The organism is Winogradskyella pacifica (genome assembly GCF_003386275.1).
GTDB lineage: Bacteria > Bacteroidota > Bacteroidia > Flavobacteriales > Flavobacteriaceae > Winogradskyella > Winogradskyella pacifica.
The window spans coordinates 1-24257 of record NZ_QREI01000007.1; the positions used below are offsets into that span (position 1 = coordinate 1).

Sequence of the window (24257 nt, forward strand, 5' to 3'; positions counted from 1 at the left end):
ACTCGTACGTGTTAGGGATCACTAATCTAAAACACGTTATAGTTCTCCTCTTTTTCTATATAAAGATATTTAATACAAACTAAAGAAACACGTTGCACACCATTTGAGACGAACTAAAATACATACATCTAAAAAACTAGAGAAATTAGTTAAAAAGCTTATCACAACTGACCAAAATACGGATTCTGGAATTCTTGAAAAGTGGAACGCTACGGTATTTTATGTTGACAGAAAAAAATGCTGGTTAATCACAAACGGACTGACCAAATACAATGTAATTCTGATTGACATAAAATCACCTGACCTGATTAAAATTGAACAAATTTTTAAAGATGCTCTTTTAAGCCAACTAATTTATGACGGAATAATAACGAATTTTGAAAATCTGAATTCAATTATTGGCAGAATTGATTTTCTGCCGACTGATAATGACCGAAGTACTACTGGTTTTCAAAATCATAATTTAGAATCTTTGGACTGGTGGAAACGTGAGTTTGGCAATTTAGAAAATATGCCTATTAAAGATTTGACCAATCGACTGAATACAAGTTCAATTCACATTGGAAAAGGAAGAAAAATGTCTGATTATACAAATCCGATTGAAGAAATAAAAAAAATACTAACTGAATAAAAACGGTAGACAACAATGTATAAAAATAATTGCGATTTAGTACTTAATCAAAGGGCGTAACGTGTTTGTAACATCTGATTTTACTACGGAAAATTCTCGTACGTAAACCCACAACTATTCTTATACAAAACTGCTGTAACGCATTTGACTGAAACGAAAAAACAACCTTAAATTTCACAGAAATCATAATTTGAATATGAAAAAAATTAAATTGACACGTGAAAGCGTCGCGCAGGAAGATGATATTGATGCACCTCATTTTTTGGAAATTGAAATAGAACCAAATTGGACAATAACTGAAATTTTAAAATATATTTTTAATATTAATTATCTGCCGAAAGTAAGTGGAAGAAAAGCAACTTGGAGCGTAGCTATTAATGAACCAATAGCCGTTTTGACACAACAAAATCCCAAAGAACCATTGCTGATTTGCCTTCCTGATTATCCTTATCACGGAATGAGAGGTTTCGTTGAATTTAACCATATTCACTTTAACTATCACGAACAGAAAAAAGCGAGTGAAGTATTTGAGGTTTTATCAAGATTTAGATTAAAATAAAAACGCATCAAAACAAAATACTGTGGCAAAAAAAAGTAAAATCGTATTAATTTTTCACGCTTTCCTTTGATATCTGGTTTTAGCAAATGATACGCTAATTAATAATGATACTAACCTGTAGCTTCCATAACACAATGGCGCTTATTATTTAATAATTTCGTAAATATAAGAAGTTGCTAGTTCTCGCCTACTTACAAAAATTATCACGGATTTTCTATTCGATTTGTATTTGCTAAGCTAGTTGCTTAACTTCACAACGAACATTAAACAAACACTTTAGCATTAATTAAATATGAATAGCGAAGTCAAAAAAGTAAAAGCGCAAAAAAACGCAGCTATATTATTAATTATAGGTCCCCTAATCTTATTAATCTCTTATTTAGGAAAAACTGACTTTGATAAATTTGGTGTGAACAATTATATGATCAGTGGAGCATTTATAGTTTTGATTATTATTGGATCCATAGGCCTAAAGAATAGTTTACGTAAACAAAAAGAGCAGAATATTTAAGCCTGATTTTAATACGGTTACAAATTGAACCCTTATAAAAATGGATGCGTACTTATGATAAAATACATACTTTACACACTGATAATCGTATTATTAATTGCTTGTAAAGCAAAAAAGACAAACATTGATAATTCGACAACACTTTTAGAGTATATTGAAAGTTTATCTACAAAAGGATTAGTCAATGAAAATCCTTTGATATTATTAGATGGCAAGCCTTTAAACACATTATCTAATTTAGATTTATCTCTACCCGATTATCAAGAGATTAATTCTAATTCAATTAGTTATGTAGAAAAAGAATCTAAAAGCTTTAGTAAATTATTCGGGGAAGTTGCATGTAATGGAATTGTAATAATAAGAAAATTCACCTATTTACATGCAGCCGACATTTCGCAAGCTATATACATAATTGATGACAAAATAGTTACAGAAGAAGTCTTTAGAATAATAGATCCTGAAAATATTCTCTCGTATCAACTCCTGAAGGAAATTAATTTAAATGAAAATATTTTCGATATTTATAAAGTCAATACAATTAAAAAATAAAGAACTCAATTCGGAATTAGCATAATACAAATTAATTGCCGGCATAAGCCAATTCACAAAAGTTATTACCGAATTACTATCTATTTTTTTTCAATAACAATTTAAGCAAATTTGCACATAATAAGCTATCATCAATTTATTCACTAAATTTAGTATAAAATTCATCCGAAATAATTTGAAAATAAAATCATAACACGTCATAAACTTTAGAATCATGAAAAACATAATAGTATTACTCATTTGCACATTAATCTCTTTTGGAGTTGAAGCTCAAAGTATCGTTGGCGCTTGGGAAAACTACAGCACTTCAGAAAGTGGAGACCAGTTAAAAACCGTGGTTATTTTTACTGAGGGCTATCAAGTACTAACCACGTATAATGCGACCACCGGAACGTTTATTCATAGCAACGGCGGATCGTGGATTCTAAAAGGAGATATGTTAGCAAAAAAAACAGAATTCGACACCGATAACTCTGAAGTCGTTGGTACCGAAGTAAGCTTTAAAATTAATATTACCGATAATACATTAGAAATCCCTGATAGCAAGTTAAAATTTAATCGAATAGACAATGGTGCTCCGGGAAAATTACAAGGAGCTTGGTTAATGTCTGGCAGAGTAAGAGATGGAAAAACAGAAACACGCGATACCAGTAGACCGAGAAAAACAATGAAAATAGTATCTGGCACACGTTTTCAATGGATTGCTTACAACACCGAAACCAAACAATTTATGGGCACAGGAGGCGGAACGTACACCACCATAAACGGAGTGTATACAGAAAACATTGAGTTCTTCTCAAAAGATGATTCTAGAGTCGGCATGTCTTTAGAGTTTAACTTTAAGCTTTTAGATGGTGAATGGATTCACACCGGATTTTCGAGCAAAGGAGATCCTATACACGAAATTTGGAGCTTAAGATCTTAATAAGACAACACAGATAGCCTTCTATTATGTTCTTCTTCTTTATAAATTGACAGAACTAACATTTATTTTTATAATTTAGTAAATCATTAATCAATCTTGGATCCCTAAAATCTAAAATAATACTCATGAAAAATAATTTATCAAATATAAAAGCAGAACTAGAAAACTATGCTAGCGAATCTAATCTCACAGAGCTACAAGTAGTTGACAAACTAAAAACCTATTATTTCAACAAAAAAGTAAATGACAATTTAAAACTCTATAAAAAAGGACAGAAGAAAGTAAGTGACATCACCAAAGACTTAAAAATATCTCCACGAAAGTTTTATGCTATTCTAGAAAAGAAAAATATCAATCACACCAAATACAATAAAAATAAAGACGCAGAGTAAATCGTAACGCAACGAAATAAAACTACCTTTAGTAACTATGAAGCAACTGCTCAGTTACATTTATCCTGTTACAAAAACTATTGAATCTAAGTACAGCGGAAAACTAGAAATTACGTGGTATAATGGCAAAAAGCATCTCAATTCAGAAAATGCCAATTACAGTTACGGTTCTTTACAGCGTATTCTAAAATATGGATTAGAAAAAACGGAACTCGCTAACGTAAAGTCTATTTTAGTTTTAGGCATGGGAGGCGGAAGCGTTATAAAAACACTTCGAACAGATTTTAATTACAATAACACTATTGAAGCTGTTGAATTAGATCCTGTTATTATAGACATCGCCAAATCAGAATTTGGAATCATTGAAGACCAACATTTAAAAATTCATTGTGCAGATGCTTTTACATTTGTAAAGACAAATACCACAACATTTGATCTCATCATCGTGGATCTTTACATCGATCTTTCCGTGCCAGATAAATTTCTAAGTACTGAATTTTGGGATAACGTTCTCAACTCAAAATCGTCAAAAGGGACATTGCTTTTTAATGCTTCGGTAAAAGAATCAGACATGGTTAAAGTTGAAAACTTAGTAGACTACTTAAAAACAAAAGTCTATAAAGTAGACATATACAAAAAAGTAAACAACACTAATACCATTATCATTACCAGTTCTTTATAACATTATAATTTAGTATATTGTAAGTACTTAATTTGAAGTTATGCGAAAAAAATGTCCAGAATGTGGTGACGTCATCGTTGGTAGAGTAGATAAAAAATACTGCAGTGATGGCTGTAGAAATACGCAAAACAACAGGTTAAATAAAGATTCTAAAAATCTCATTAGAAACACCAATAACCGATTACGAAAAAATTACAGAATTCTAGAAGCGCTCAATCCCAACAAGAAGATGAAATGCTCTAGAGCAAAACTAGTAGAGAAAGGCTTCGATTTTAATTATTTTACAAGCACGTATACGACCAAAGCAGGCACCATTTATTATTTTGTGTACGACCAAGGGTATTTACCTTTAGAGGGAGAGTATTATGCTTTGGTAAAACGCGATGATTGATAGCGTAATTAAGACCCTCGCTTCGTTGTACTATTCCAATTCTCGCCTTTAAGCTCTAACGCTGCAATTAAAATATCTTTCTGGCTAATTTGCCCAATGAGTTTCCCGTTTTCAACAATAGGAAAACGACGTCTTTTAGATTGTAAAAACTTGTTGGCCGCATCAAACACATCCATGTTACCATCAATGGTTTCAACATCTCTAGCCATACGCAATTCTACATTATCGTGGGCTAAGGGCATATTATAATATCTGCTTTCGCTAAGTTGCTTTAAACAATCTCCTTCAGAAATAATACCAATTAATTCCTGTTTATCATTAACCACAGGACCACCAGAAATCTTATGTCTAATTAAAGCCTCAACAACCTCTTGTACAGTTTGCTCTGGTCTAAACGTTATGAGTTTTGTGCTCATATAATCCTTCACTTTTAATGGTGTAGGCTCATTAGCATTTTGCTGCTTACGAGCTCCTTGAAAACTTTTTATAGCCATAACGTTATCATTTTTTAAGGTTAGAGTTAATCTTAAAAATACTGAAAATTAACCATTTAAAAAAATCAAAAACTAAAAAGCTATATATTCCGTATTTTTAACCTTTATAATTATTTTTCTTGAAAACACAAATAAACATCATGGGTTGCGGTTGGCTAGGTCTGTCTTTGGCTAAAGAATTAATTAAAGATAATTATACCGTTAACGGCACTACAACTACTAAAGAGAAGTTACAAGTATTAGAGACTCATCATATAAATCCGTTTTTAATTACTTTAAGTGAAACGGCAGTTTTAGGCTCTTATTCTGAATTTTTAACAGGAAGTGATACGCTAATTATTAATATTCCACCAGGATTAAGAAAAGATCCCACTAAAAATCATGTCGCAGAACTACGGCTTTTAATGCCTCAAATTGAAGCACATGCTATAAAGAACGTATTATATATAAGTTCTACTTCAGTATTTGAGAATGAAGACGACATTCCTGTAATTACAGCTGCAACAACACCAAATGCCACGTCAGATAGTGGCAAACAACTGATTGAGATTGAACACATGCTTCAAGCCAATTCAAATTTTAATACCACAATTTTACGGTTTGGCGGTTTGGTAGGCGACGAGCGTCATCCTGCTAAATTTTTATCAGGAAAAACTCATGTTTCAGATCCCGAAGCGCCCGTTAACTTAATTCACAAAACCGATGCTATTGGTATTATAATGGCGATTCTAAAAAATGGCCTTTGGAACGTGGTCTTAAACGCAGCGTATCCTGCACATCCTAACAAAAAGGATTATTATATAGAACAATGCGAACGCAAGAACTTAACACCCCCAAGTTTTAATGGTGTAGAAAAAAGCAAAGGAAAAATTATAGAATCTAAATTAGTGGTACAACTTTTGAATTACAGCTTTAAAGTAGCACCATAGAAATTAATAGATTTTTAAGACCATTTCTCTTTAATTTTTATAGATTTAGCACTTTAAAGTTAAAATTATTCAAGAACAATAAACTAAAGAACAAATGAAGACGATTACAATTGCAATTCTTATGTTATTCTCAGTAAGTATGTTTGCACAAACTAATACAGAGTTAAAAAAACATTTTGAAGCGTATTACGCCCAAATGAAAAAGCAAGGTGATAAGCAAGGAGTAATTAATGCGATGACGCATCTCGATGTTTTAGAACCTTCTATTGCGCGCAAAGATACGTTAGCATACATCTACCTTTCCGAAGGGCAATATATGCAAGCTTTAAACACAATTGGTGTAGAAAAAAATGCAACTGATTCTGATATGAATGTTGAAGTAAAGGCTTTGGCATTAAAAAATCTTAATCAAACAAAAATGGCTTTAGAACATTTTGAAGTGCTTTACCAACGTGCACCAAATGCATATTTAGCTTATGAATTGGCTGACATGAAAATTCAAATGAATGATTTGACTGGCGCAAGATTAAACATAGACTATGCTTTGGCTAACGCTACAGACGATATGAAGCGCGCTTTTTACGAAAAGCAACAACCTTATGAAACATCCTTGAAAGCCGCTTTAATGTATTTAAAAGGACTTTTAAGATTTACAGAAAATAAAACTGCTAATATTGATGAAGCCTTAAAATTAATGAACGATGCATTGGCCATTGATCCTAATTTTAATTTAGCAAAAATTAGTAGAGAAGCTTTAGAGGCTCAGAAAGCGCAACGTGCACAAGAAGCTGCAGCCCAGAAAAAAGACTAAAACACAGCAATAAATTTTATAAAAAAAATGCAGCTCAATGAGCTGCATTTTTTTTTAGTTCTATACTTTATTCTGGTTGAATTTTATCGTAAAAATCGCTTTCTAGCTTTTCATTAATCTGATAATTAAGATTAGAAAAAGATACAAATAGCGCTTTAATACTTAATAATTTTTCACTTCTTTTAATATTATCTAAGGTTAAATTTTCATTCAACTTTAAAAGATCTGTTTCTACAATAGCATTTCGAGATAGAATAGGATTTACTTTAAACTGGTCTGGCATTTGCGTTTTAAATTCTTCGGTAAACTTTTTTAAGAGTTCTATATCTCCATTAAAAAACGAAAAATCAGCCTTTTTTAAGTAACTAATTTGCGTAGCTAATTCGTGATACCGCTCCCAAGTTACAACGGCACTTTCACTTTCACTACTAAGCGCATAATCCTTATAACCTATACTTTCTATAGTTTTAGCCGTAATTTTTGCACTCTGTTCTGTATTATCAGTTGTCTCCAATACTTGGGTGGTATTGGTATCCTCACCACAACTCATAACCATAATACCACATAAATATAAAAGGACAAATCTGGTTTTCATAAGTATTTTTTAATTTGAATGTAAATATACTAAACTATCCTTTTTTAGGCTTTAGTATATGCATTTGAAACAAAGTTGAGTAATTCATAATTAAAACCACCTTTTTCTGAAAACTTTAATATTACAACGCCTAAATTCTTATTACTTTTGGCGATAATTTAAAAAGAGTAGATGTCTTCAAAAATATTAATCATTGGTGCCTGTGGGCAAATAGGAACAGAACTAACCACTAAGTTAAGAGAACTCCATGGTGTAGATAACGTTATTGCTAGCGATATTAACACACGTAAACTAGAATTGGTAAACGCTGGACCTTTTGTAATTTTAGATGCTAAAAACTTTAATGCCATTAAAGATTGCTGTATTAATCATAAAGTAGATACCATTTACCTTATGGCAGCTTTGCTTAGTGCTACAGGCGAAAAGTACCCAATGGAAGCATGGGATTTAAACATGAATTCATTATTTCATGTGCTTAATTTAGCCAAATCCGGACAAATTAAAAAAGTATTTTGGCCAAGTAGTATTGCTGTTTTTGGACCAACAACTCCTAGAGAAAACACTCCGCAACACACCATCAGCGAACCGACGACCGTTTACGGTATTACCAAACAAGTTGGCGAACGCTGGTGCCAATATTACCACGATAAATACGGTGTAGATGTAAGAAGCATTCGCTATCCAGGTATTATCAGTCATAAGGCGATGCCAGGTGGTGGTACTACGGATTATGCTGTAGAGATTTATCACGAAGCTATAAAAGAAGGCAAATACGAGAGTTTTTTATCAGAAGACACCAATTTACCGATGATGTTTATGGATGATGCTATTAAAGCAACCACTCAAATTATGGCAGCTCCTGCTGAGGATGTAACCATAAGATCATCTTACAACTTATCGGCGATTAGTTTTACTCCAAAAGAGATTGCAGATAGCATTAAAGCCGAAATGCCAGATTTTAAAATGGCTTATAAACCCGACTTTAGACAAGCCATTGCAGATAGCTGGCCGTCATCTATTGATGATAGTGTAGCAAGAAAAGACTGGAACTGGTCTCACGATTTTGATCTTAAAAAAATGACTTCTGAAATGTTAACGCAGTTAAAGAAAAAGTATCAGGCTTAAAAGTTTATTGCTTTAATTTATAACATTAGAAATCCCGTCGTTAGATGGGATTTTTTTTGTCCATTAGGACTTCTGTCACTTTTTCATAGAAACTAATGTAGTTCGCTTTATTTAGGCTTTAACTTCCTCCTTTACGCCGTTTCAAGGGGATTTCTTTCTGAAGACAGATTCCAAGACTATAAGCATTCTATTTCTTTTAAAATGAAAACACCAAGTAGACGTATTTATAAATTTGAAAATCTTTAAGAAAGTATAAAACATAAAAAAGCCACGACTTTCGTAATGGCTTTGTTTGCTCCTCTTACTATTGTGTATAAAAAAAACACCGAAAGACACAACTAGATTTTAAACACATAAATTAAAAAAACCTTGTGCATGTTGCACAACATATGCACAAAAATATGTGTTTTGTTGTGCATGTTTAGATGTTGTTAACAACGTAACGCGAAATATTGTATATAAGACTATAAAAGATGGCAGAAATAACCATAAACCCATTACCTCCCAAAATAAATTGCGAATCAGTAGCAATTTTAAAAGCCTTAACAAAGGCTAGTAGAGCGCTTGGTGAATTAAAAGGAGAGGTTAAAAAGATTCCAAATTCTCAAATTCTTATTGATACACTGTCTCTACAAGAAGCTAAAGATAGTAATGAAGTAGAAAATATAGTAACCACAGATGATGAACTATACCAAGCTGCTGTAGATGAAAAAGTCACTTCAGTTGCTGCTAAAGAAGCTAAAAATTATGCTGATGCTTTAAAACGAGGTTATACTATTATTAAAGAAAAAGGACTTTTAACCACTAATGATATTATTAAAATACAGAAAAAAAAATAGCACCTAACCATCCGATAAGGAAAGTTCCAGGAACGGTTTTAAAGAATCCTAGAACGGATGAAGTGGTGTTTACACCTCCTCAAAATTATAATGAGATAAAGTCTTTATTAGAGAATTTAGAAGCTTACATCAATAGTCCAGAATTTCATGAGATAGACAGCTTAATAAAGATGCCTATTATACATTACCAGTTTGAAAGTATTCACCCCTTTTATGATGGCAACGGAAGAACGGGAAGAATTATTAATATGTTGTATTTGGTACAGCAAAAACTACTAGATATTCCAGTTCTATATTTAAGTAGCTACATTATTAAAAACAAAAATGATTATTATAGACTATTGCAAGAGGTAAGAACAAAAGACGCTTGGGAAGAATGGATAATATGGATGCTAAAAGGTGTAGAAATAACTGCACTTGAAACTATTAAGGTGGTTAATAAAATAAAAATACTAATGGATGACTATAAAAAAGAAATTAGGTCAGAGTTTAGTTTTTATAGCCATGACTTAATCAACATTTTATTTAAACACCCCTACACAAAAATAGACTTTCTTCAAAAAGAGCTAGGAGTTCATAGAAACACAGCTAGCAGTTATTTAAATGCATTAGCAAAACATGGCCTACTAAATAAAGTTAAAATTGGCAAAAGCAACTATTATATCAACCAAAAATTATTTAACACACTAACCAAAAGGTAAATTACGCATGTAATCTAACGGAATTTAAACCCTATCAACATAGAGTCATTAAGGATTTAGAGTCTCTTTTTTTTTGTAAAAACCACGAAAAAGTGTAATTCAAAAAACAGAAATGCATAACCTATGTTTGGTTTCTCAGATACCTATAAAACACAAAAAAGCTACGACTTTCGTAATGGCTTTGTATGTCTTAGCTTCTTTGGCTGGAACTAAGAAATGTATTCTTTTTAATATTATCCGTGTTAATTGATTTTTGTATCAAACATCTATTAAAATTTAAACGTCTAGTTTACCAATAACAAAAACCTATATAAAGCAAAAGACACACCCTGGGACGCTGTGCTTATGGGTAGCGTGGTGTGTACTATTGTTGTAAATGTACAACACTTTGCAATATTTTTGCTATAAATCACTATATTTTTCATTACTTCTTATGGTTTTTATACTACGAGTCTAATATTTAATTAAACATAACTTTAGGTTTGAGGTATATTATTTTCTTCATTAAACTCAACTATTTTTTGACGCATTAATTGATTACTATTAAAATGCCTAGAGATATCCATAGTTTTAGTAGTAAACTCGGCTTCATCGTAATAATATATTTTTATTGATTTACAGTTATCATGCTCAAAGACCTCGTTAAGTAATAATCTATCTGACAAGCCGCAAGAATGACCATAAATGACCACCTGATATTCACCAGAATTTAAAAATCTTAATAGGTCTCGGTACTCATAAGCTTTATTATATTTAAACGATTTAATATTCTCAAAAAAACGATTATCATTTAAGTCCTCAATTCCTTTATAATCTTTGTCCATTTCATCACCATAACCGAATACAATTTCTTCTCTATCTATATCTCCATGAATGTAAGATACAAATGCGTCTATATCGTTACCATAATTTTTAAAGTATTCATCTGGTAAGCTTAAAAGAATATTTGAAAGCGTTTTGGTGTAATTAAAATTTAAAAAATAATATCTATCGGATTTAATTATGTGTTCATTTACTGGATAAATAACATCTGTTGGAACGATTGGACTAATAAATTGTTTTATATATTTCTGGCTTACAGTTTTATCTGTTGTTTTAGATATATCTAATTGGGTTAAATAGTCTTTCAATAATTGTGTTAAATAAACCAAATCTCGATTAAGTTTTACTATCGATTCTCTAATTTCACTTTTAAACAAGTCCTTTAATAACTTAAAATAAATAGCTTCAATATCAATCCAGCTATGAGTACTTGATTCTAAAATATTGGTGAACAATGCACCCTCATTAACTGGTGTTATCTTAATTTTAAATGTTTTAAGCTAATCTAACAGAATAGTTAGGTTTTCACATTCGTCAATTTTTTTTGGTAAATCTTTAACTTTTGAATGAACCAACACATCAAATAATTCATTTTTTGAGAAACCATAAACATAAATTTGCTCCCTCTTCAAATAATCCCTATTATATAAAGTATAACCTTCGGCTTTTACTAATTTAGGATACGCTTCTATTGCACGAATGACTTCAGTTTTCAATAACCAAAATAAGAAATCACTATACTTTGTCTTTAAATTAAGAGCTAAATCGAAGCCATTGCCAACCAAAAACAGCTTATTAATAACTTTTTCTTTTTTTAAGTGCCTATCTTTCATCTAACTATTCTCCACTATTTGTATTTCATCCTCAGTTAAGCCATACAACTCATAAACCATTTGGTCTATTGCTGCATCTGTTTGGTTTATTTGGGCTTACTTTAAGTGATTCTAATTTTTTCAACTTCAGATTTTAGTAACCAAAACAAAAAATCATTATAAGACGTTTTAAAACCTAAAGCTAAATCAAAACCGTTTCCTATTAAGATTAGTTTGTTGTAGATTTTTTCTATTTTCTTCATTCCCTTTTATTTTTAAGTAATTTTTCTATTGCTTCTAACTCTATTTCATCTTCTTTTTTAGCTTCCTCAATTTTTCTATTGGTATCGAATTCTGCGTATATTTTTCTTACTGTTTCTTCCATTTGCTTATTAGAAATACGCCCCAAGCCTTTTAATACTTTTTGGTCATTAAATTCTAGTACTCTATCTACATTTTCTTTCCAGAATTTCATTGTAATATCTACACGGTTTTTTGCTCTTAGTTCTGCTGTTTCTAAAAAGATAACTACCAATCTATTTAAGGAATCTAATTCATCTTCGTTTAAGTAATTTTTAGCAATAAATATATCTTGTTTTCTTACTTGGTTACCTTTCCAAGTTGTTAATGCCATATTAGGGTCTTTTGCATCTGCTCTTGCTAGTACTAATTCTGCTGCTGTTTTATGAGTTACAGCATAGAGTAATTTATTTTGCGTTTCTGCAAAAAACATTTGTGTAGCTTTGTCTGTTGGGTCGTAATCGCTACTTAATGCAAAGAGATCTCTTACTTTTTGATAGAAGCGTTTTTCTGAGGCTCTAACGCTTCGTATTCGAGCTAGTAATTCATCAAAATAATCGGGTCTACCATCGGGGTTTTTTAAGCGTTCGTCATCCATTACAAACCCTTTAATCATATATTCTTTTAGATTTTGGTTAGCCCAAATTCTAAATTGCGTACCCCGTTTACTACGCACTCTAAATCCAATAGCCAAAATCATATCTAAGGCATAAAAAGTAACGCTGTATTCTTTGCCATCTGTGGCAGTTGTAAAGTAATTCTTTACAACTGAATTTTCTTGTAACTCCCCGTCTTCTATAATTTTAGCTATATGTTGCCCTATGTTTTGTTTAGAGGTGTCAAAAAGTTCTGCAAGTTGACTTTGATTCATCCAAACATTACCATCTTTTGTATATAAACTTACAGATGCTTTACCATCTGCGGTATTATAAATTATTATATTTTGTTGGTTGTTTTGCATTTTAATCCTTTTTAACTTTCTTTTTCAAATGGTAAGAGATTACTTCGTAAACTCGCAATGACTAACTGTTTTCCATAATCTTAATTTATCTCACCTCGCTTCTATTGTTTAAGTGTTCGTGAATCTCAAGAGTTTTCAACTATTGAGATTTCATCATCAGTCAACCCATACAGCTCATAAACCATAGCATCAATTGCTGCATCTGTTTGGTTAATTTGGGTTTGTAAGGCTTGTGCTTTTTGTTTGTTGTCTTCAAAGAAGTCTAACCACTCAAACTCATCTTTTTTGGTTAGTGTGGCAACGACTTCCTTTCCTTCTTTAATACGCAATTTATTGGTTGCTTTAATAGCTTTATTCAACTCTTTTATAAATGTTCCAAAATCTAAATCTTGCCAGTTTTCGAGTTTACGAGAAACCTTAATTAACGAGAATTTTTGAAATAGGTAATTAGTAAATTTATTTTCCAGTTTAATATTATTTAAGTTATATTCAATGCATTCTTTTACAAAAACATCAATTTTTGATTCGTTAATTTTTTCGAATTTTTTATAAGGAAGTCTTTGTATGAAAACAGTTTTCACTTCCGCCATTGGTTTTCCTACCATATGAAAATTTTGAGTACGAAATATCCAGTTTAGCAACTTGGAATTAAGCTGAGCTAATATAATTGATAATTCAAATTCATTATTGTTTTTCAATTTTTGAATACAATGGACTGAGTTAATTCCAATTGCACCAGAAGTATCTATATTAGAAAACAAATTATCATCAGTGCGTCGCATAAATATTTTAGGTTCAGAAAATAGTTCTGAATTTCTTGGAGCAGCAAGCCAAGGACCGTATAAAATGTATTCATTACTTATTGTAGTGGAATATCTTCTAATGTTCGTACCACGTATGCAAGTTTGCCAAGATTCATCTTTTTTCACAAGGCCGTTAAAAGGTTTGGTTTTTAATGTTTCTAATGTTTGTGCTGGTGTGCCTTTACCTTTTTCATAAGGTTTTACTCCAGCTTTAACCGATATAACATTTGACATTACTTTTGCCCCTTGATAAACTACTTTCAACAAGTTTTGTGCTTCTGCATCAAGTTTATAGTTTATTATAGACGTGTTTTCGTCCATAACGTTTTTTAATACTTGTGTCTTTCTTATTGTTGATGGTTCATTAATTCCTGAAAATTTATTTTTTCTATTAACTAAAAAAACATCTATCTTTTCTGTAATTCCACTATTTCTGAGAATAGTTGTGATAGGTTCGACAACTGCATCAGGAAAAACATTATAAGTTTCTAATAAACTTATAATCTCAGTATTCATTATTAAGTAATTTCTTAATGGTGTTCCGCTCTCAACCACTAAAAATGTATTTGGCGTTATAAATCCTAAAAATCCTTCAGGCTGCATTAAATCAATAGATTTTTCAAAAAAGAAAAAATAGCTATCAAATCCAGAGTAGGATTTTTTAAATTTGTTCCTTAAAAATTCTTTTTCAACTTTCGTTAAACTAGCGCCATAAGGCGGATTCCCAATAATTACATCAAAACCACGTTTCTTTTCAAGAGATTGCTTCGTCGTGCCTTCTCGCAATGACGGGTTGAATACTTTAGGAAACTGCTCTTCCCAATTAAAGGCTTTATCGCCTGCAACGGCTTTGCTATCTATTAAAGAGTTACCGCATTTAATATTACTACTTAAATCGTTTAATTTACGTCGTGGTTGTGCTGTACGTAACCAAAGAGAGAGCTTGGCTATTTCTACAGATTCTTCGTTTAAGTCTACACCGTAAATATTATTTTCTAAAATGGTGTTTTCTATATCTGGGAATTGTAAACCACCTCCTAAAACTTTAGTTTTCAGCTCATCTATATAGGTGTGTTCTTTTATTAAAAAGTCTAAAGCTTGGTTAAGGAATGCACCAGAGCCACATGCTGGGTCGCATATAGTAAGTTGCAATAGCCAATCTCTATAATCATCTAGGATGGTTACTAATTTAGCTATTGTTGCTTTGTTTCTGTTTTTACGTCCTTTAAAATATTCTTCTTCTTTAAAGCCGAGTTCGGTTTTCTTCTCATCGCAAAGTTTACCAATGGTATTTTCTACAATGTATTTTGTAATGTATTTTGGCGTGTAGAAAACCCCATCTTTTTTACGTTTGGATTTTTGTTTATCAAAATCGCCTCCTTCTATTTCGGCATTTACGCTTTCAATTTCGTTTAATGAGTTTTCAAAAATGTGTCCTAAAATGTTAACATCTACTTGGCTTTCAAAATCGTAGGCTGCTAATTTACTGGTGTGTTTATATAGTAAATCGTTATCAATGTCTAAACTATCTAAGGTTTTATCTTCTTTAAACAAACCACCGTTATAGTCGTAAATTTCTGCGCGTTTAGACGTTCCTGCTCTTCCTTGATCTAAATGATTAAAGTATTGTTTAAACAGGTTGTATAATGGTCTATCGTCGCCAAAATCTACATCTGCTTTCCATTTATCTAATATTTGTTGCGTGCTGTTTGGCGGCAATAAGCCTCTATCTTCTGCAAAAAATATAAACAAATAACGGTCTATTAGTTTTTGCGACTTTTTAAAGAGGGTTAGCTTAACATTTTTTTCGAGTTTGAGCTGTTCTGCTTTTTCTTCTTCGGTTAGTTCTTGAGATTGCGTCGTTCCTCGCAATGACGAATTCTTTAATGGTTTAGCATTTCGCTTTACTAAATCTCTATATAATTCTCTTTTAAATAGCGAGTAATCTTTATAAAACTGCTTAGTAATTTGCTCCTCTATAACAATTGAAGCTTCTTTTATCTTTAAAGGCACATTATTTAGAACATTATCCTTCTGTAAGCTGAGATATAATAAAGAAAAACGTTCTAGTGTGAGTTCAAACAAATTAAACTCTATAAACTCTGTAGCATCATTGATGTAAAATCGTAGTTTTTCAAAATTAGAAGTTACTACATAGACACAGCCTTTTTGGTTGGCTTTATAATCAAAAGCTTGTTTGCGTATACTTTCTAAGTCTTTGGTATTTGTTCCTTTTAATTCTATGACACCTATTGCTATATCATTATTTAATATGGCACCATCGGCTTTACGTGCATTATTTTGGTTTTTGTATTCTGCTACAAGATTAAAATCTGCTTTAGGTTTTAAAGTATAATCTAATAGGTTGACAAATAACTCCGTTAAAAATATACCCTGATATTCTTCTTCTTTAGAGCTACGAATATTGTCTTGTATGGTAGGATTTAAAAAATACTTAGCATACTTTTTATAGGCTTTAGTAATAACAATTTCGTCTTGAAGTTTAAGATGTTGCTTTAATACAGAGGCTTGATATAATGACATTAATAACGTAAATTGATTGAACTTTTAAAAATAGGAATATATATTGATTTTAGATTACGGATTACCGTATTTACTTTAAAATCTAACCAGCAGTATTACAGTTAAAACACAAAGCATAAGAGCTATTACTAAATACACTCTAAAACGTATAATGACGCTACAACAGTTTATTCTCCGTAGCTAATCCATGTGCGTATGTTTGTACTATAGCTAATGTATGGATAGTGTATGGATAGTGTATAAGTTAAACCTAACAAGACTATAATGGATCTAAAAGCAAGACATAAACAAAACACATATAAACACAAAAAAGCCACTACTTTCGTAATGGCTTTGTATGCTCCTCTTCTTAGGCTCGAACTAATCCCGAAAGCTTTCGGGACTCTGATTAATGGCCTGGTGACTCTTCATATTTCTTCAATAACCTAATGGTAATCTCAGGATATTTTAAAAGATTTTCAATATACACCTTACTTTTCATCCTTTTAATATGATTTTCAATTGCAATTCCTTGTTTTTTACTATTGCAATCAATTTTATAATAGAGTTTCCAATCTTTGGCTTTGTAAGTATATTTTCTAGATTCTGAGTTTTTATGAAAAATTAGTCGAAGATCTAAATTCGAACTGTAACCCACATAATAACGCAAAAGTTTTTTGGAATGAAGAATGTAGCAACAATGATTCATATCTCTTTAAAGGTATAACAATTATTCTTCTGCTTTCCTATACAGCCCCTTTACGCCATTACTTGGTTGGATACCTAATCTACACAGTTGACTCTCCAAACAATAGGATTTAGTCTTTACTATAAAACACAAAAAAGCCACTACTTTCGTAATGGCTTTGTTTGCTCCTCTTCTTAGGCTCGAACTAAGGACCCTCTGATTAACAGTCAGATGCTCTAACCAACTGAGCTAAAGAGGAATAAAATTCCTTTTTTTAGTGTGTTTTAGAAGGCACTAAACTTCTCTTTTCTTAGACTCTAATTAATCTCGAAAAGCTTTCGAGGCTCAATTAACAATCAATCGTTCTTTCTATTTGGTTATTATTAGCAGAACTAAAGTATGTGTTTTTTCGCGTTAGCGAGCGCAAATATATACAGTATTTTCATTACTACAAAACGAAATAATAATTTTTTTTAAAAAATTTTAAAATATTTAATTCGTGATGGCTTTAAAAATATCATTACCATTGGCAAACAGCACTAAAGCGATTAAAATAAAGAACCCTATAACTTGTGCACGCTCTAAAAACTTTTCGCTTGGCTTACGTCCAGAAATCATTTCATATAGTAAAAACACCACGTGTCCACCATCTAAAGCTGGTATTGGTAATAAATTAAGTATCGCCAACATAATAGATAAAAAGGCTGTTAAACCCCAGAAATCTTGCCAAATCCATTGGTCAGGGAACACATCAAAAATCGCTTTAAATCCACCAACGCCTTTATAAGCACCTGTACTTGGTGTAAAAATCTTTCCTAATTGATCAAAATACCCAGAAACCTGTTCTTTAAATTTATCTACTCCTCCACCAAAACTTTCTAAGAAGGTATAATCTTTATGAATAATATTAAAATACCCTAGCTCTGCAAACCTTGAATTATGTGATGCCGGGAAAATTCCAACTTTACCTTCAGCATTGACTTGTAAGTTTGTATTTATTTTTTCTTCACCTCTTAAAAATGTTGCTTCTACAGATTGATTTTTATAGGCTAACATTCTTGACTCTACCTCATCAAAGTAACGTAGATCTTTTCCATTAACCGATAATAAAACATCACCCTTTTCTAAGTTCGCTCCTTTATTTAATGATGTATCTGGCACACTACCCACCATAAACGGAATTCGTAGCTTAAAGGTGCCGTTCTTTCTTTCTGCTGATGATAACTGACCCAAGAAATCTTTTGGAAGTACAACTTCTTTATGTTCACCATCTCTAACTATAGAGTACTTTTCGCCATTTACTAAGTTTTTTCTAACATCATAATAGGTGTCAACTTTTTCGTCATTAATAGCTAATATTTTATCTCCGTTTTTAAAACCAACATCTAAAAGCAGATTGTTTTCTATCCAGAAGCCATCTTTCATACTGTCGGTAGTAACATCTGTATCTCCATATGTAAACGAAATAACCACGTAGATAAAGTAGGCCAAAATAAAGTTCACGGTTACTCCACCAAGCATAATAATTAAACGTTGCCATGCTGGCTTAGAACGAAATTCCCATGGTTGCGGTGGCAATGCCATTTGCTCCTTATCCATGCTTTCATCAATCATTCCTGCAATTTTCACATAACCTCCAAGAGGCAACCAACCAATACCATATTCGGTATCACCAATCTTCTTTTTAAAGAGTGAAAATTTCACATCAAAAAAGAGGTAAAACTTTTCAACTTTAGTTTTAAAAAGCTTTGCTGGTATAAAATGCCCAAGCTCGTGCAAAACAATAAGTAAGGATAAACTAAGTAAAAATTGAGATATTTTTATAATAAATTCCATGTAGTTTTTTTCAAATTTCGATTTGCAAAAGTAAGGTATTTATATGAAACGTATATTTAAAAAAATCTTAGCAATACGTTAAAACAACAGCCTAGTTAATTTTTTATAATTCTTTTATTAATCACTCCGTCTTTGGTTTGAATTTGTACAAACAACAAGCCTGACGCCAAAGTGTTTAGATCTACCTGAGGTGTCCAATTCTGCTGTAATACTAATTGGCCTAAACTATTATAGATTTTAATGGTTTCGATCTCCATATGTTCTGGTTTTACAATATGAATTACAGATGATGCCGGACTAGGATAAATAGTTATTTGGTCCTGTAATTCAAAATCTGACGTGCTTAAAGTTGAGGCATTATTTTTTGAGATTAAATGATAATCAGGATCGACTAACACCTCCAGTACTGTAAAATTAACGGTTTCAAAAAACTGTTCGTTATTGGTCGTATTGTCTAAAACTAGATCTAAAGATTCGCCCAAAGTTCCTATCACTCTAATTGGCAATCCTGCTTCAAAAAAAGACACTGACGCATCACTTTGGGTTTGCGATACCATAAGTTGTAATTGATTGTCATCTTGATTCCAGTTCACTGAATAACTTGGGTAGCCTTGGTTATAAAGCCAATCATTAAAAAACTCATCTAAATTTTGCCCTGTAGATGATTCCATAACAGCAATAAAATCTTGTGTTTTAGCATAATCATAAACCAAAGTTGGTGTCGCCAAATACGCTTTAAGACCTTGATAAAAATCAACATCACCCAACTGACGTCTTAACATATGCAATACCATAGCACCTTTATTATAAGTTAAACGGCTACTAAAAATTCTATTAACACTTGTGGTATCTTGGTCTGTAAGATAGACTGCACCTCCGGGTTGAGATGTGATACTCGCCGTGGTTTGCTGTCTCCACGATTTAAAATTAGCCTCTCCATCTAAATCTTCAATCACCAAGCCAGATAAATATGTTGCAAAGCCTTCATTTAACCAAATATCTTTCCAGCTTCCGCATGTTATTTTATTACCAAACCATTGGTGTGCCAACTCGTGTGCAATAAGTCCTCTGTTAAAAGATCCCATAAAGGAAACTGTGGTATGCTCCATGCCTCCTCCCCATCCAAATTGTGCATGACCATATTTCTCATCTGCAAAGGGATATTCTTCAAATAAATCTGTAAAAAGATTCATAATATCTACAGTTATCCCTGTATTTGCTTGAGCATAATTAATATCTTCCGGATAGACATAATTTATAATATCAAAAGGGTTACCATTGTTTGGTACCACATGCGAATACACTTCATAATTAGTAACAGCTACGGCAATTAAATAAGCCGGAATGGGATGACCATGTTTAAAATGAGTCGTCTTCTCAGAACCTACAACCACTTGGCTTTGCTCTAAACCATTAGAAACGGCCACATACGTTTTGTTTAACGGATTTAATACTGGTGTCGTAATATAAACATCTATATTCTCAATTTTATCTATTAAATCTTGTTTGCACGGCCACCAACCTTTAGCGCCATAAGGTTCAGAAAGCGTCCAAATAACAGGATCATTGTCGGCACCATGAGTGGTCTGCTCAAAAGAACCAAAACCAGAACTCACAGGGTTGCCCGCGTAACTTATCGTTAATGAATCTAAAACTCCTTGCGCTTGTGTGGCAGGCAAGGTAATGACCAATTCATCATCCGAATTCTGAATATAACTTAAACTATTACCACGTTGCAACACTTGAGAAACCATCATATTATCCGACAAATCAAAAGTGATTTCTGTCAGTGCTTCTTTAGCTTCGAAATAGGTAGTGACATCACCAGAAATTGCAGCTACAGCCGGATCTATATTTAATTCTAACCTATGGTATTTAACATCGTAATTTCCTGTATTAGCGTTTTGTGCATTCATCATTTGACGTAATGCTGTGTTAGCTTCAGCAGAGCGAATAGCATTCAATGTTTCATTATAATCTTGGGCATTTATTTGCATAGCCAATACCAAGATTAGGCATCCTAAAAATCGTTTCATAGCACTTGTTTTAATGTTAAAAATAAAGCTTTTCTTGAGATTCAGTCGTATTTTTGCCCTTCAACTATCTTTAATACAATCTTAATGTCATTTCTTTCATTTTTTAAAGGGTATAAAAACTTCGGAATCTTTTTTTCAATACTTTGTATCATTATCATCGCAATAATATACAACGTCTTAAATGTAAAACATACACTTCCTATTTATCAGCCCGGAATGGTGAGCGAAGAGTTAGTAGACAGCACTATTCAACACCAATTAAAATATCATAAAATTGCTGATTTTAGTTTAACCAATCAAAATGGAGAAACGATAACACAACAGAATTACGAAGATAAAATCTATGTTGCAGATTTCTTTTTTACGACGTGCCAAACGATTTGCCCGATAATGACCAAAAACATGGAACAAATACAGAAGGCAATTATTAATGATGATGATATTATGTTACTTTCTCACTCTGTAACTCCAAAAATTGATAGCGTAGCGCAACTAAAAAAATACGCTATAGAAAAAGGGGTTATAGATCGAAAATGGAATTTAGTTACTGGAGATAAAAAACAAATCTACGAACTGGCCAGAAAGAGCTACTTAGCCGTAAAAACTGATGGTAATGGCGATCAATTTGACATGATACATACAGAAAATTTTATGTTGATTGATAAAAAGCGTCAAATAAGAGGTTTTTATGACGGTACAAATCCTGAAGATATTGAGCTACTTCTGCAAGATATTGAGACTTTAAAATATTTTGGTGGATCATAAAATAAGTTAAAGCCTATAAATAACTATTGTCTTACTTTTTACACTAACAAATTTCTATTACATTTGCTTCTTTATAACAATTCTAAATAAGGAGAGGTTGACATTAGCAGAATTAAAACGCGGACAACAAGGCACTATAACAGATGTGTCTTCTATTCATATTCCATTAAAATTGCTCGAAATGGGCTGTTTACCTGGTAATTTGGTAGAGCTTGTACAAGTTGCTCCTTTCGCAGACCCAATGTATCTTAACATTAATGGTACGCATTTAGCCATTAGAAAAGAAACTGCTATTCACATTATAATTGAAACTGCGCATGAGTAAGCAAATCAATGTTGCGTTAATAGGAAATCCCAATACAGGTAAAACGTCTGTTTTTAATGCCCTAACCGGGTTAAATCAAAAAGTTGGTAATTATCCTGGCATTACCGTTGAAAAGAAAGAAGGTATTTGTAAACTGCCTCGAGGAGTAAAAGCGCATATTATAGATTTACCCGGCACGTATAGTTTAAACGCCTCGTCCTTAGATGAAAACGTTGTTATAGAATTACTATTAAACAAAAACGATAAAGATTACCCAGATCTTGCTGTTGTAGTTAGTGATGTAGAAAATTTAAAACGAAATCTTTTACTATTCACACAAATCAAAGATTTAAAAATCCCTACAATTCTTGTTATTAACATGTCTGATAGAATGGCTTACAAAGGCATTTCTTTAGATATTGATTATTTAGAACAAGAATTAAAAACCAAAATAGCTTTAATAAGCACCAGAAAAAACAAAGGGATTAACGAGCTAAAGGAACTCATAACACACTATAAAGAACTTTCTACAGAACCTTGCCTAGATGCCTCTACTATAGATAAAGCTTATTTTGAAAACTTAAGAAAAGCATTTCCGAATCAATTATTATACAAACTTTGGTTAGTTATAACTCAAGATGTAAACTTCGGCAAAACAGATAGAAAAACATTTGAAGCCGTAGAGGATTTTAAAACCAAATCTAAAACAGATTTAAAACGACTTCAACAAAAGGAAACCATAAAGCGTTACCAATTTATAAACGAAACACTCAAATTAGGACAAACTATTGACCTAAAATCGGCAAAAGATTTACGCATAAAACTAGACAGAATTCTAACTCATAAAGTTTGGGGTTACTTAATTTTTGGGGTTATTTTACTCACCATATTCCAAGCCATTTATGACTGGTCTAGCATTCCAATGGATTTTATAGATAGTTCATTTGCCTCTTTAAGTGAATGGACAAAAAACACATTACCAGAAGGTGCCTTTACAAACCTACTAGCTGAAGGTATTATTTCAGGACTTGGAGGTATCGTTATATTCATTCCACAGATCGCCTTCTTATTTTTGTTTATTTCTATTCTTGAAGAAAGCGGTTATATGAGTCGTGTTGTGTTTTTAATGGACAGAATTATGCGACGTTTTGGATTGAGCGGAAAAAGCGTTGTCCCTTTAATCTCTGGAACAGCGTGTGCCATTCCTGCAATTATGGCAACTCGAAATATTGAAAGCTGGAAAGAACGCTTAATCACTATTTTAGTAACACCGTTCACTACGTGTTCGGCAAGGCTACCTGTATATCTTATCATTATTGCTTTAGTTATACCCGAAGGACGCATACTAGGATTAAGCTATCAAGCCTTAACTTTAATGCTCTTATACCTTATTGGATTTGGAGCCGCGGTTGGTTCGGCTTGGATTCTTAATAAAATATTAAAAATAAAAAGTAAGAGTTTCTTTGTGGTAGAAATGCCAAATTACAAATTGCCTTTATTTAAAAATGTGGCGCTAACGGTTTTAGAAAAAACAAAAGCTTTTGTTTTTGGCGCGGGTAAAATTATACTTGCAATTTCTATCGTATTGTGGTTTTTAGCATCTTATGGACCAGGCGATAATTTTAATAATGCGGAAAGTATTGTCACCGAAAAATTTGCTTCAGAGAATTTACCTGAAGATGAATTAAACGAAAAAATAGAATCTCATAAACTAGAGCATTCCTTTATTGGTATTGCAGGCCACGCTATAGAACCAGCAATTAGACCTTTAGGTTACGATTGGAAAATTGGTATTGCCATCGTAAGTTCTTTTGCTGCGCGTGAAGTTTTTGTTGGGACACTAGCCACTATTTATAGTGTTGGTAGTGATGAAGAAGAAACCATTAAAAACAGAATGGCAGGCGAAGTCAATCCTATACTTGGAGGCCCATTATTTAATTTTGCTTCTGGTATTTCATTGCTCTTGTTCTATGCCTTTGCTATGCAATGTATGAGTACACTTGCTGTTGTGAAAAAAGAAACCAACTCATGGAAGTGGCCTATGTATCAATTAGTAATTATGAGTGGATTTGCTTATATTGTTGCTTTAATCGCTTATCAAGTCTTGAAATAATATGAACACAATAATTCAAAACATATTAGTTTTTGCTGCATTAGGATTGGCCTTACTTTTTCTAGTACGAAAATACATTTGGTCCCCTAAGAAAAAATCAGCTAAAGCTTGTGGCGGCGATGATGGCTGTGGATGTCATTAGTCGTTATCATAATCGCTT

The 24257-nt window shown here is 32.2% G+C and carries 24 protein-coding genes, 1 tRNA gene and 1 pseudogene; 15 read left to right on the top strand and 11 right to left on the bottom strand.

What is annotated here, in order from left to right; translation table 11 throughout:
• Nucleotides 1-103: 103 nt before the first annotated feature.
• From DFQ09_RS13770 to DFQ09_RS13805, 8 genes are all read left to right on the top strand, one after another.
• Complete coding sequence (locus DFQ09_RS13770) at nucleotides 104-631, top strand: DUF6933 domain-containing protein (protein ID WP_115811316.1); 528 nt, start codon at nucleotides 104-106, stop codon at nucleotides 629-631.
• Between the two features lie 196 nt (nucleotides 632-827).
• Nucleotides 828-1190, top strand: a complete 363-nt coding sequence (locus tag DFQ09_RS13775; protein ID WP_115811318.1) for a hypothetical protein — start codon at nucleotides 828-830, stop codon at nucleotides 1188-1190.
• A gap of 292 nt (nucleotides 1191-1482) precedes the next feature.
• Nucleotides 1483-1701, top strand: a complete 219-nt coding sequence (locus DFQ09_RS13780; protein ID WP_115811320.1) for a hypothetical protein — start codon at nucleotides 1483-1485, stop codon at nucleotides 1699-1701.
• Between the two features lie 54 nt (nucleotides 1702-1755).
• Nucleotides 1756-2250 carry a hypothetical protein gene (locus DFQ09_RS13785; protein ID WP_115811322.1) on the top strand — a complete coding sequence of 165 codons (495 nt, stop codon included), beginning with the start codon at nucleotides 1756-1758 and terminating at the stop codon, nucleotides 2248-2250.
• A gap of 214 nt (nucleotides 2251-2464) precedes the next feature.
• Nucleotides 2465-3175 (top strand): DUF4488 domain-containing protein, encoded by a 711-nt coding sequence (locus tag DFQ09_RS13790; protein ID WP_115811324.1) that lies wholly within the window; start codon nucleotides 2465-2467, stop codon nucleotides 3173-3175.
• A 125-nt stretch (nucleotides 3176-3300) separates the two neighbouring features.
• Nucleotides 3301-3567, top strand: a complete 267-nt coding sequence (locus tag DFQ09_RS13795; RefSeq protein WP_115811326.1) for a hypothetical protein — start codon at nucleotides 3301-3303, stop codon at nucleotides 3565-3567.
• Between the two features lie 37 nt (nucleotides 3568-3604).
• A complete protein-coding gene (locus DFQ09_RS13800) occupies nucleotides 3605-4249 on the top strand; it encodes a spermidine synthase (RefSeq protein ID WP_115811328.1) in 645 nt (214 codons plus the stop codon).
• Between the two features lie 40 nt (nucleotides 4250-4289).
• Nucleotides 4290-4640: a hypothetical protein gene (locus DFQ09_RS13805; protein WP_115811330.1), complete on the top strand. Its 351-nt coding sequence runs from the start codon at nucleotides 4290-4292 to the stop codon at nucleotides 4638-4640.
• An 8-nt stretch (nucleotides 4641-4648) separates the two neighbouring features.
• Here DFQ09_RS13805 and DFQ09_RS13810 read toward each other — a convergent pair whose 3' ends face one another.
• Nucleotides 4649-5134: a CBS domain-containing protein gene (locus DFQ09_RS13810; protein ID WP_115811332.1), complete on the bottom strand. Its 486-nt coding sequence runs from the start codon at nucleotides 5132-5134 to the stop codon at nucleotides 4649-4651.
• A gap of 119 nt (nucleotides 5135-5253) precedes the next feature.
• Between DFQ09_RS13810 and DFQ09_RS13815 the strand changes: the two genes are divergently transcribed.
• Together DFQ09_RS13815 and DFQ09_RS13820 are read left to right on the top strand one after the other, a co-directional pair.
• Nucleotides 5254-6063 (top strand): Rossmann-fold NAD(P)-binding domain-containing protein, encoded by an 810-nt coding sequence (locus DFQ09_RS13815; protein WP_147298351.1) that lies wholly within the window; start codon nucleotides 5254-5256, stop codon nucleotides 6061-6063.
• Between the two features lie 94 nt (nucleotides 6064-6157).
• A complete protein-coding gene (locus tag DFQ09_RS13820) occupies nucleotides 6158-6874 on the top strand; it encodes a hypothetical protein (protein WP_115811336.1) in 717 nt (238 codons plus the stop codon).
• A 67-nt stretch (nucleotides 6875-6941) separates the two neighbouring features.
• On the opposite strand, the gene DFQ09_RS13825 is transcribed toward DFQ09_RS13820, so the two are convergent.
• Nucleotides 6942-7469: a hypothetical protein gene (locus DFQ09_RS13825; protein WP_115811338.1), complete on the bottom strand. Its 528-nt coding sequence runs from the start codon at nucleotides 7467-7469 to the stop codon at nucleotides 6942-6944.
• Nucleotides 7470-7640: 171 nt separating this feature from the next.
• Here DFQ09_RS13825 and DFQ09_RS13830 point away from each other — a divergent pair, with 171 nt between their 5' ends.
• Both DFQ09_RS13830 and DFQ09_RS19220 read left to right on the top strand, forming a co-directional pair.
• On the top strand, nucleotides 7641-8594 hold the full coding sequence (locus DFQ09_RS13830; protein ID WP_115811340.1) for an NAD-dependent epimerase/dehydratase family protein: 954 nt from the start codon (nucleotides 7641-7643) through the stop codon (nucleotides 8592-8594).
• 473 nt (nucleotides 8595-9067) lie between these two features.
• Nucleotides 9068-10134 (top strand): annotated as a pseudogene (locus DFQ09_RS19220) (Fic family protein).
• Between the two features lie 476 nt (nucleotides 10135-10610).
• Here the strand turns inward: DFQ09_RS19220 and DFQ09_RS13840 are convergent.
• The 9 genes from DFQ09_RS13840 to DFQ09_RS13880 all read right to left on the bottom strand — a co-directional run bounded on the left by DFQ09_RS13840 (nucleotide 10611) and on the right by DFQ09_RS13880 (nucleotide 20915).
• Entirely contained in the window at nucleotides 10611-11411 is an 801-nt protein-coding gene (locus DFQ09_RS13840) for an AbiH family protein (protein ID WP_181897187.1), read from the bottom strand.
• Between the two features lie 45 nt (nucleotides 11412-11456).
• Nucleotides 11457-11789 carry an AbiH family protein gene (locus DFQ09_RS13845; RefSeq protein ID WP_115811345.1) on the bottom strand — a complete coding sequence of 111 codons (333 nt, stop codon included), beginning with the start codon at nucleotides 11787-11789 and terminating at the stop codon, nucleotides 11457-11459.
• 101 nt (nucleotides 11790-11890) lie between these two features.
• Nucleotides 11891-12031: an AbiH family protein gene (locus DFQ09_RS13850; protein WP_115811347.1), complete on the bottom strand. Its 141-nt coding sequence runs from the start codon at nucleotides 12029-12031 to the stop codon at nucleotides 11891-11893.
• Nucleotides 12028-13029, bottom strand: coding sequence for a virulence RhuM family protein (locus tag DFQ09_RS13855; RefSeq protein ID WP_115811349.1), 1002 nt, complete (start codon nucleotides 13027-13029; stop codon nucleotides 12028-12030). Before DFQ09_RS13855 ends, DFQ09_RS13850 begins: the two co-directional genes overlap by 4 nt.
• A 125-nt stretch (nucleotides 13030-13154) precedes the next feature.
• Nucleotides 13155-16376 carry an Eco57I restriction-modification methylase domain-containing protein gene (locus tag DFQ09_RS13860; RefSeq protein ID WP_115811351.1) on the bottom strand — a complete coding sequence of 1074 codons (3222 nt, stop codon included), beginning with the start codon at nucleotides 16374-16376 and terminating at the stop codon, nucleotides 13155-13157.
• A gap of 388 nt (nucleotides 16377-16764) precedes the next feature.
• Entirely contained in the window at nucleotides 16765-17064 is a 300-nt protein-coding gene (locus tag DFQ09_RS13865; protein ID WP_115811353.1) for a GIY-YIG nuclease family protein, read from the bottom strand.
• A 164-nt stretch (nucleotides 17065-17228) separates the two neighbouring features.
• Nucleotides 17229-17302: transfer RNA gene (locus DFQ09_RS13870), tRNA-Asn, on the bottom strand.
• Between the two features lie 233 nt (nucleotides 17303-17535).
• Nucleotides 17536-18879: an RIP metalloprotease RseP gene (gene rseP, locus DFQ09_RS13875; protein WP_115811355.1), complete on the bottom strand. Its 1344-nt coding sequence runs from the start codon at nucleotides 18877-18879 to the stop codon at nucleotides 17536-17538.
• A gap of 95 nt (nucleotides 18880-18974) precedes the next feature.
• A complete protein-coding gene (locus DFQ09_RS13880; protein ID WP_115811357.1) occupies nucleotides 18975-20915 on the bottom strand; it encodes a M1 family aminopeptidase in 1941 nt (646 codons plus the stop codon).
• Nucleotides 20916-20999: 84 nt separating this feature from the next.
• Between DFQ09_RS13880 and DFQ09_RS13885 the strand changes: the two genes are divergently transcribed.
• The 3 genes from DFQ09_RS13885 (at nucleotide 21000) to feoB (ending at nucleotide 24097) form a co-directional block, all read left to right on the top strand.
• Nucleotides 21000-21680 carry an SCO family protein gene (locus DFQ09_RS13885; RefSeq protein WP_115811359.1) on the top strand — a complete coding sequence of 227 codons (681 nt, stop codon included), beginning with the start codon at nucleotides 21000-21002 and terminating at the stop codon, nucleotides 21678-21680.
• A gap of 97 nt (nucleotides 21681-21777) precedes the next feature.
• Nucleotides 21778-22005, top strand: a complete 228-nt coding sequence (locus tag DFQ09_RS13890) for a FeoA family protein (RefSeq protein WP_179349824.1) — start codon at nucleotides 21778-21780, stop codon at nucleotides 22003-22005.
• On the top strand, nucleotides 21998-24097 hold the full coding sequence (gene feoB, locus DFQ09_RS13895; protein WP_115811363.1) for a ferrous iron transport protein B: 2100 nt from the start codon (nucleotides 21998-22000) through the stop codon (nucleotides 24095-24097). The genes DFQ09_RS13890 and feoB overlap by 8 nt, the downstream gene beginning before the upstream one ends.
• Nucleotides 24098-24257 lie beyond the last annotated feature (160 nt).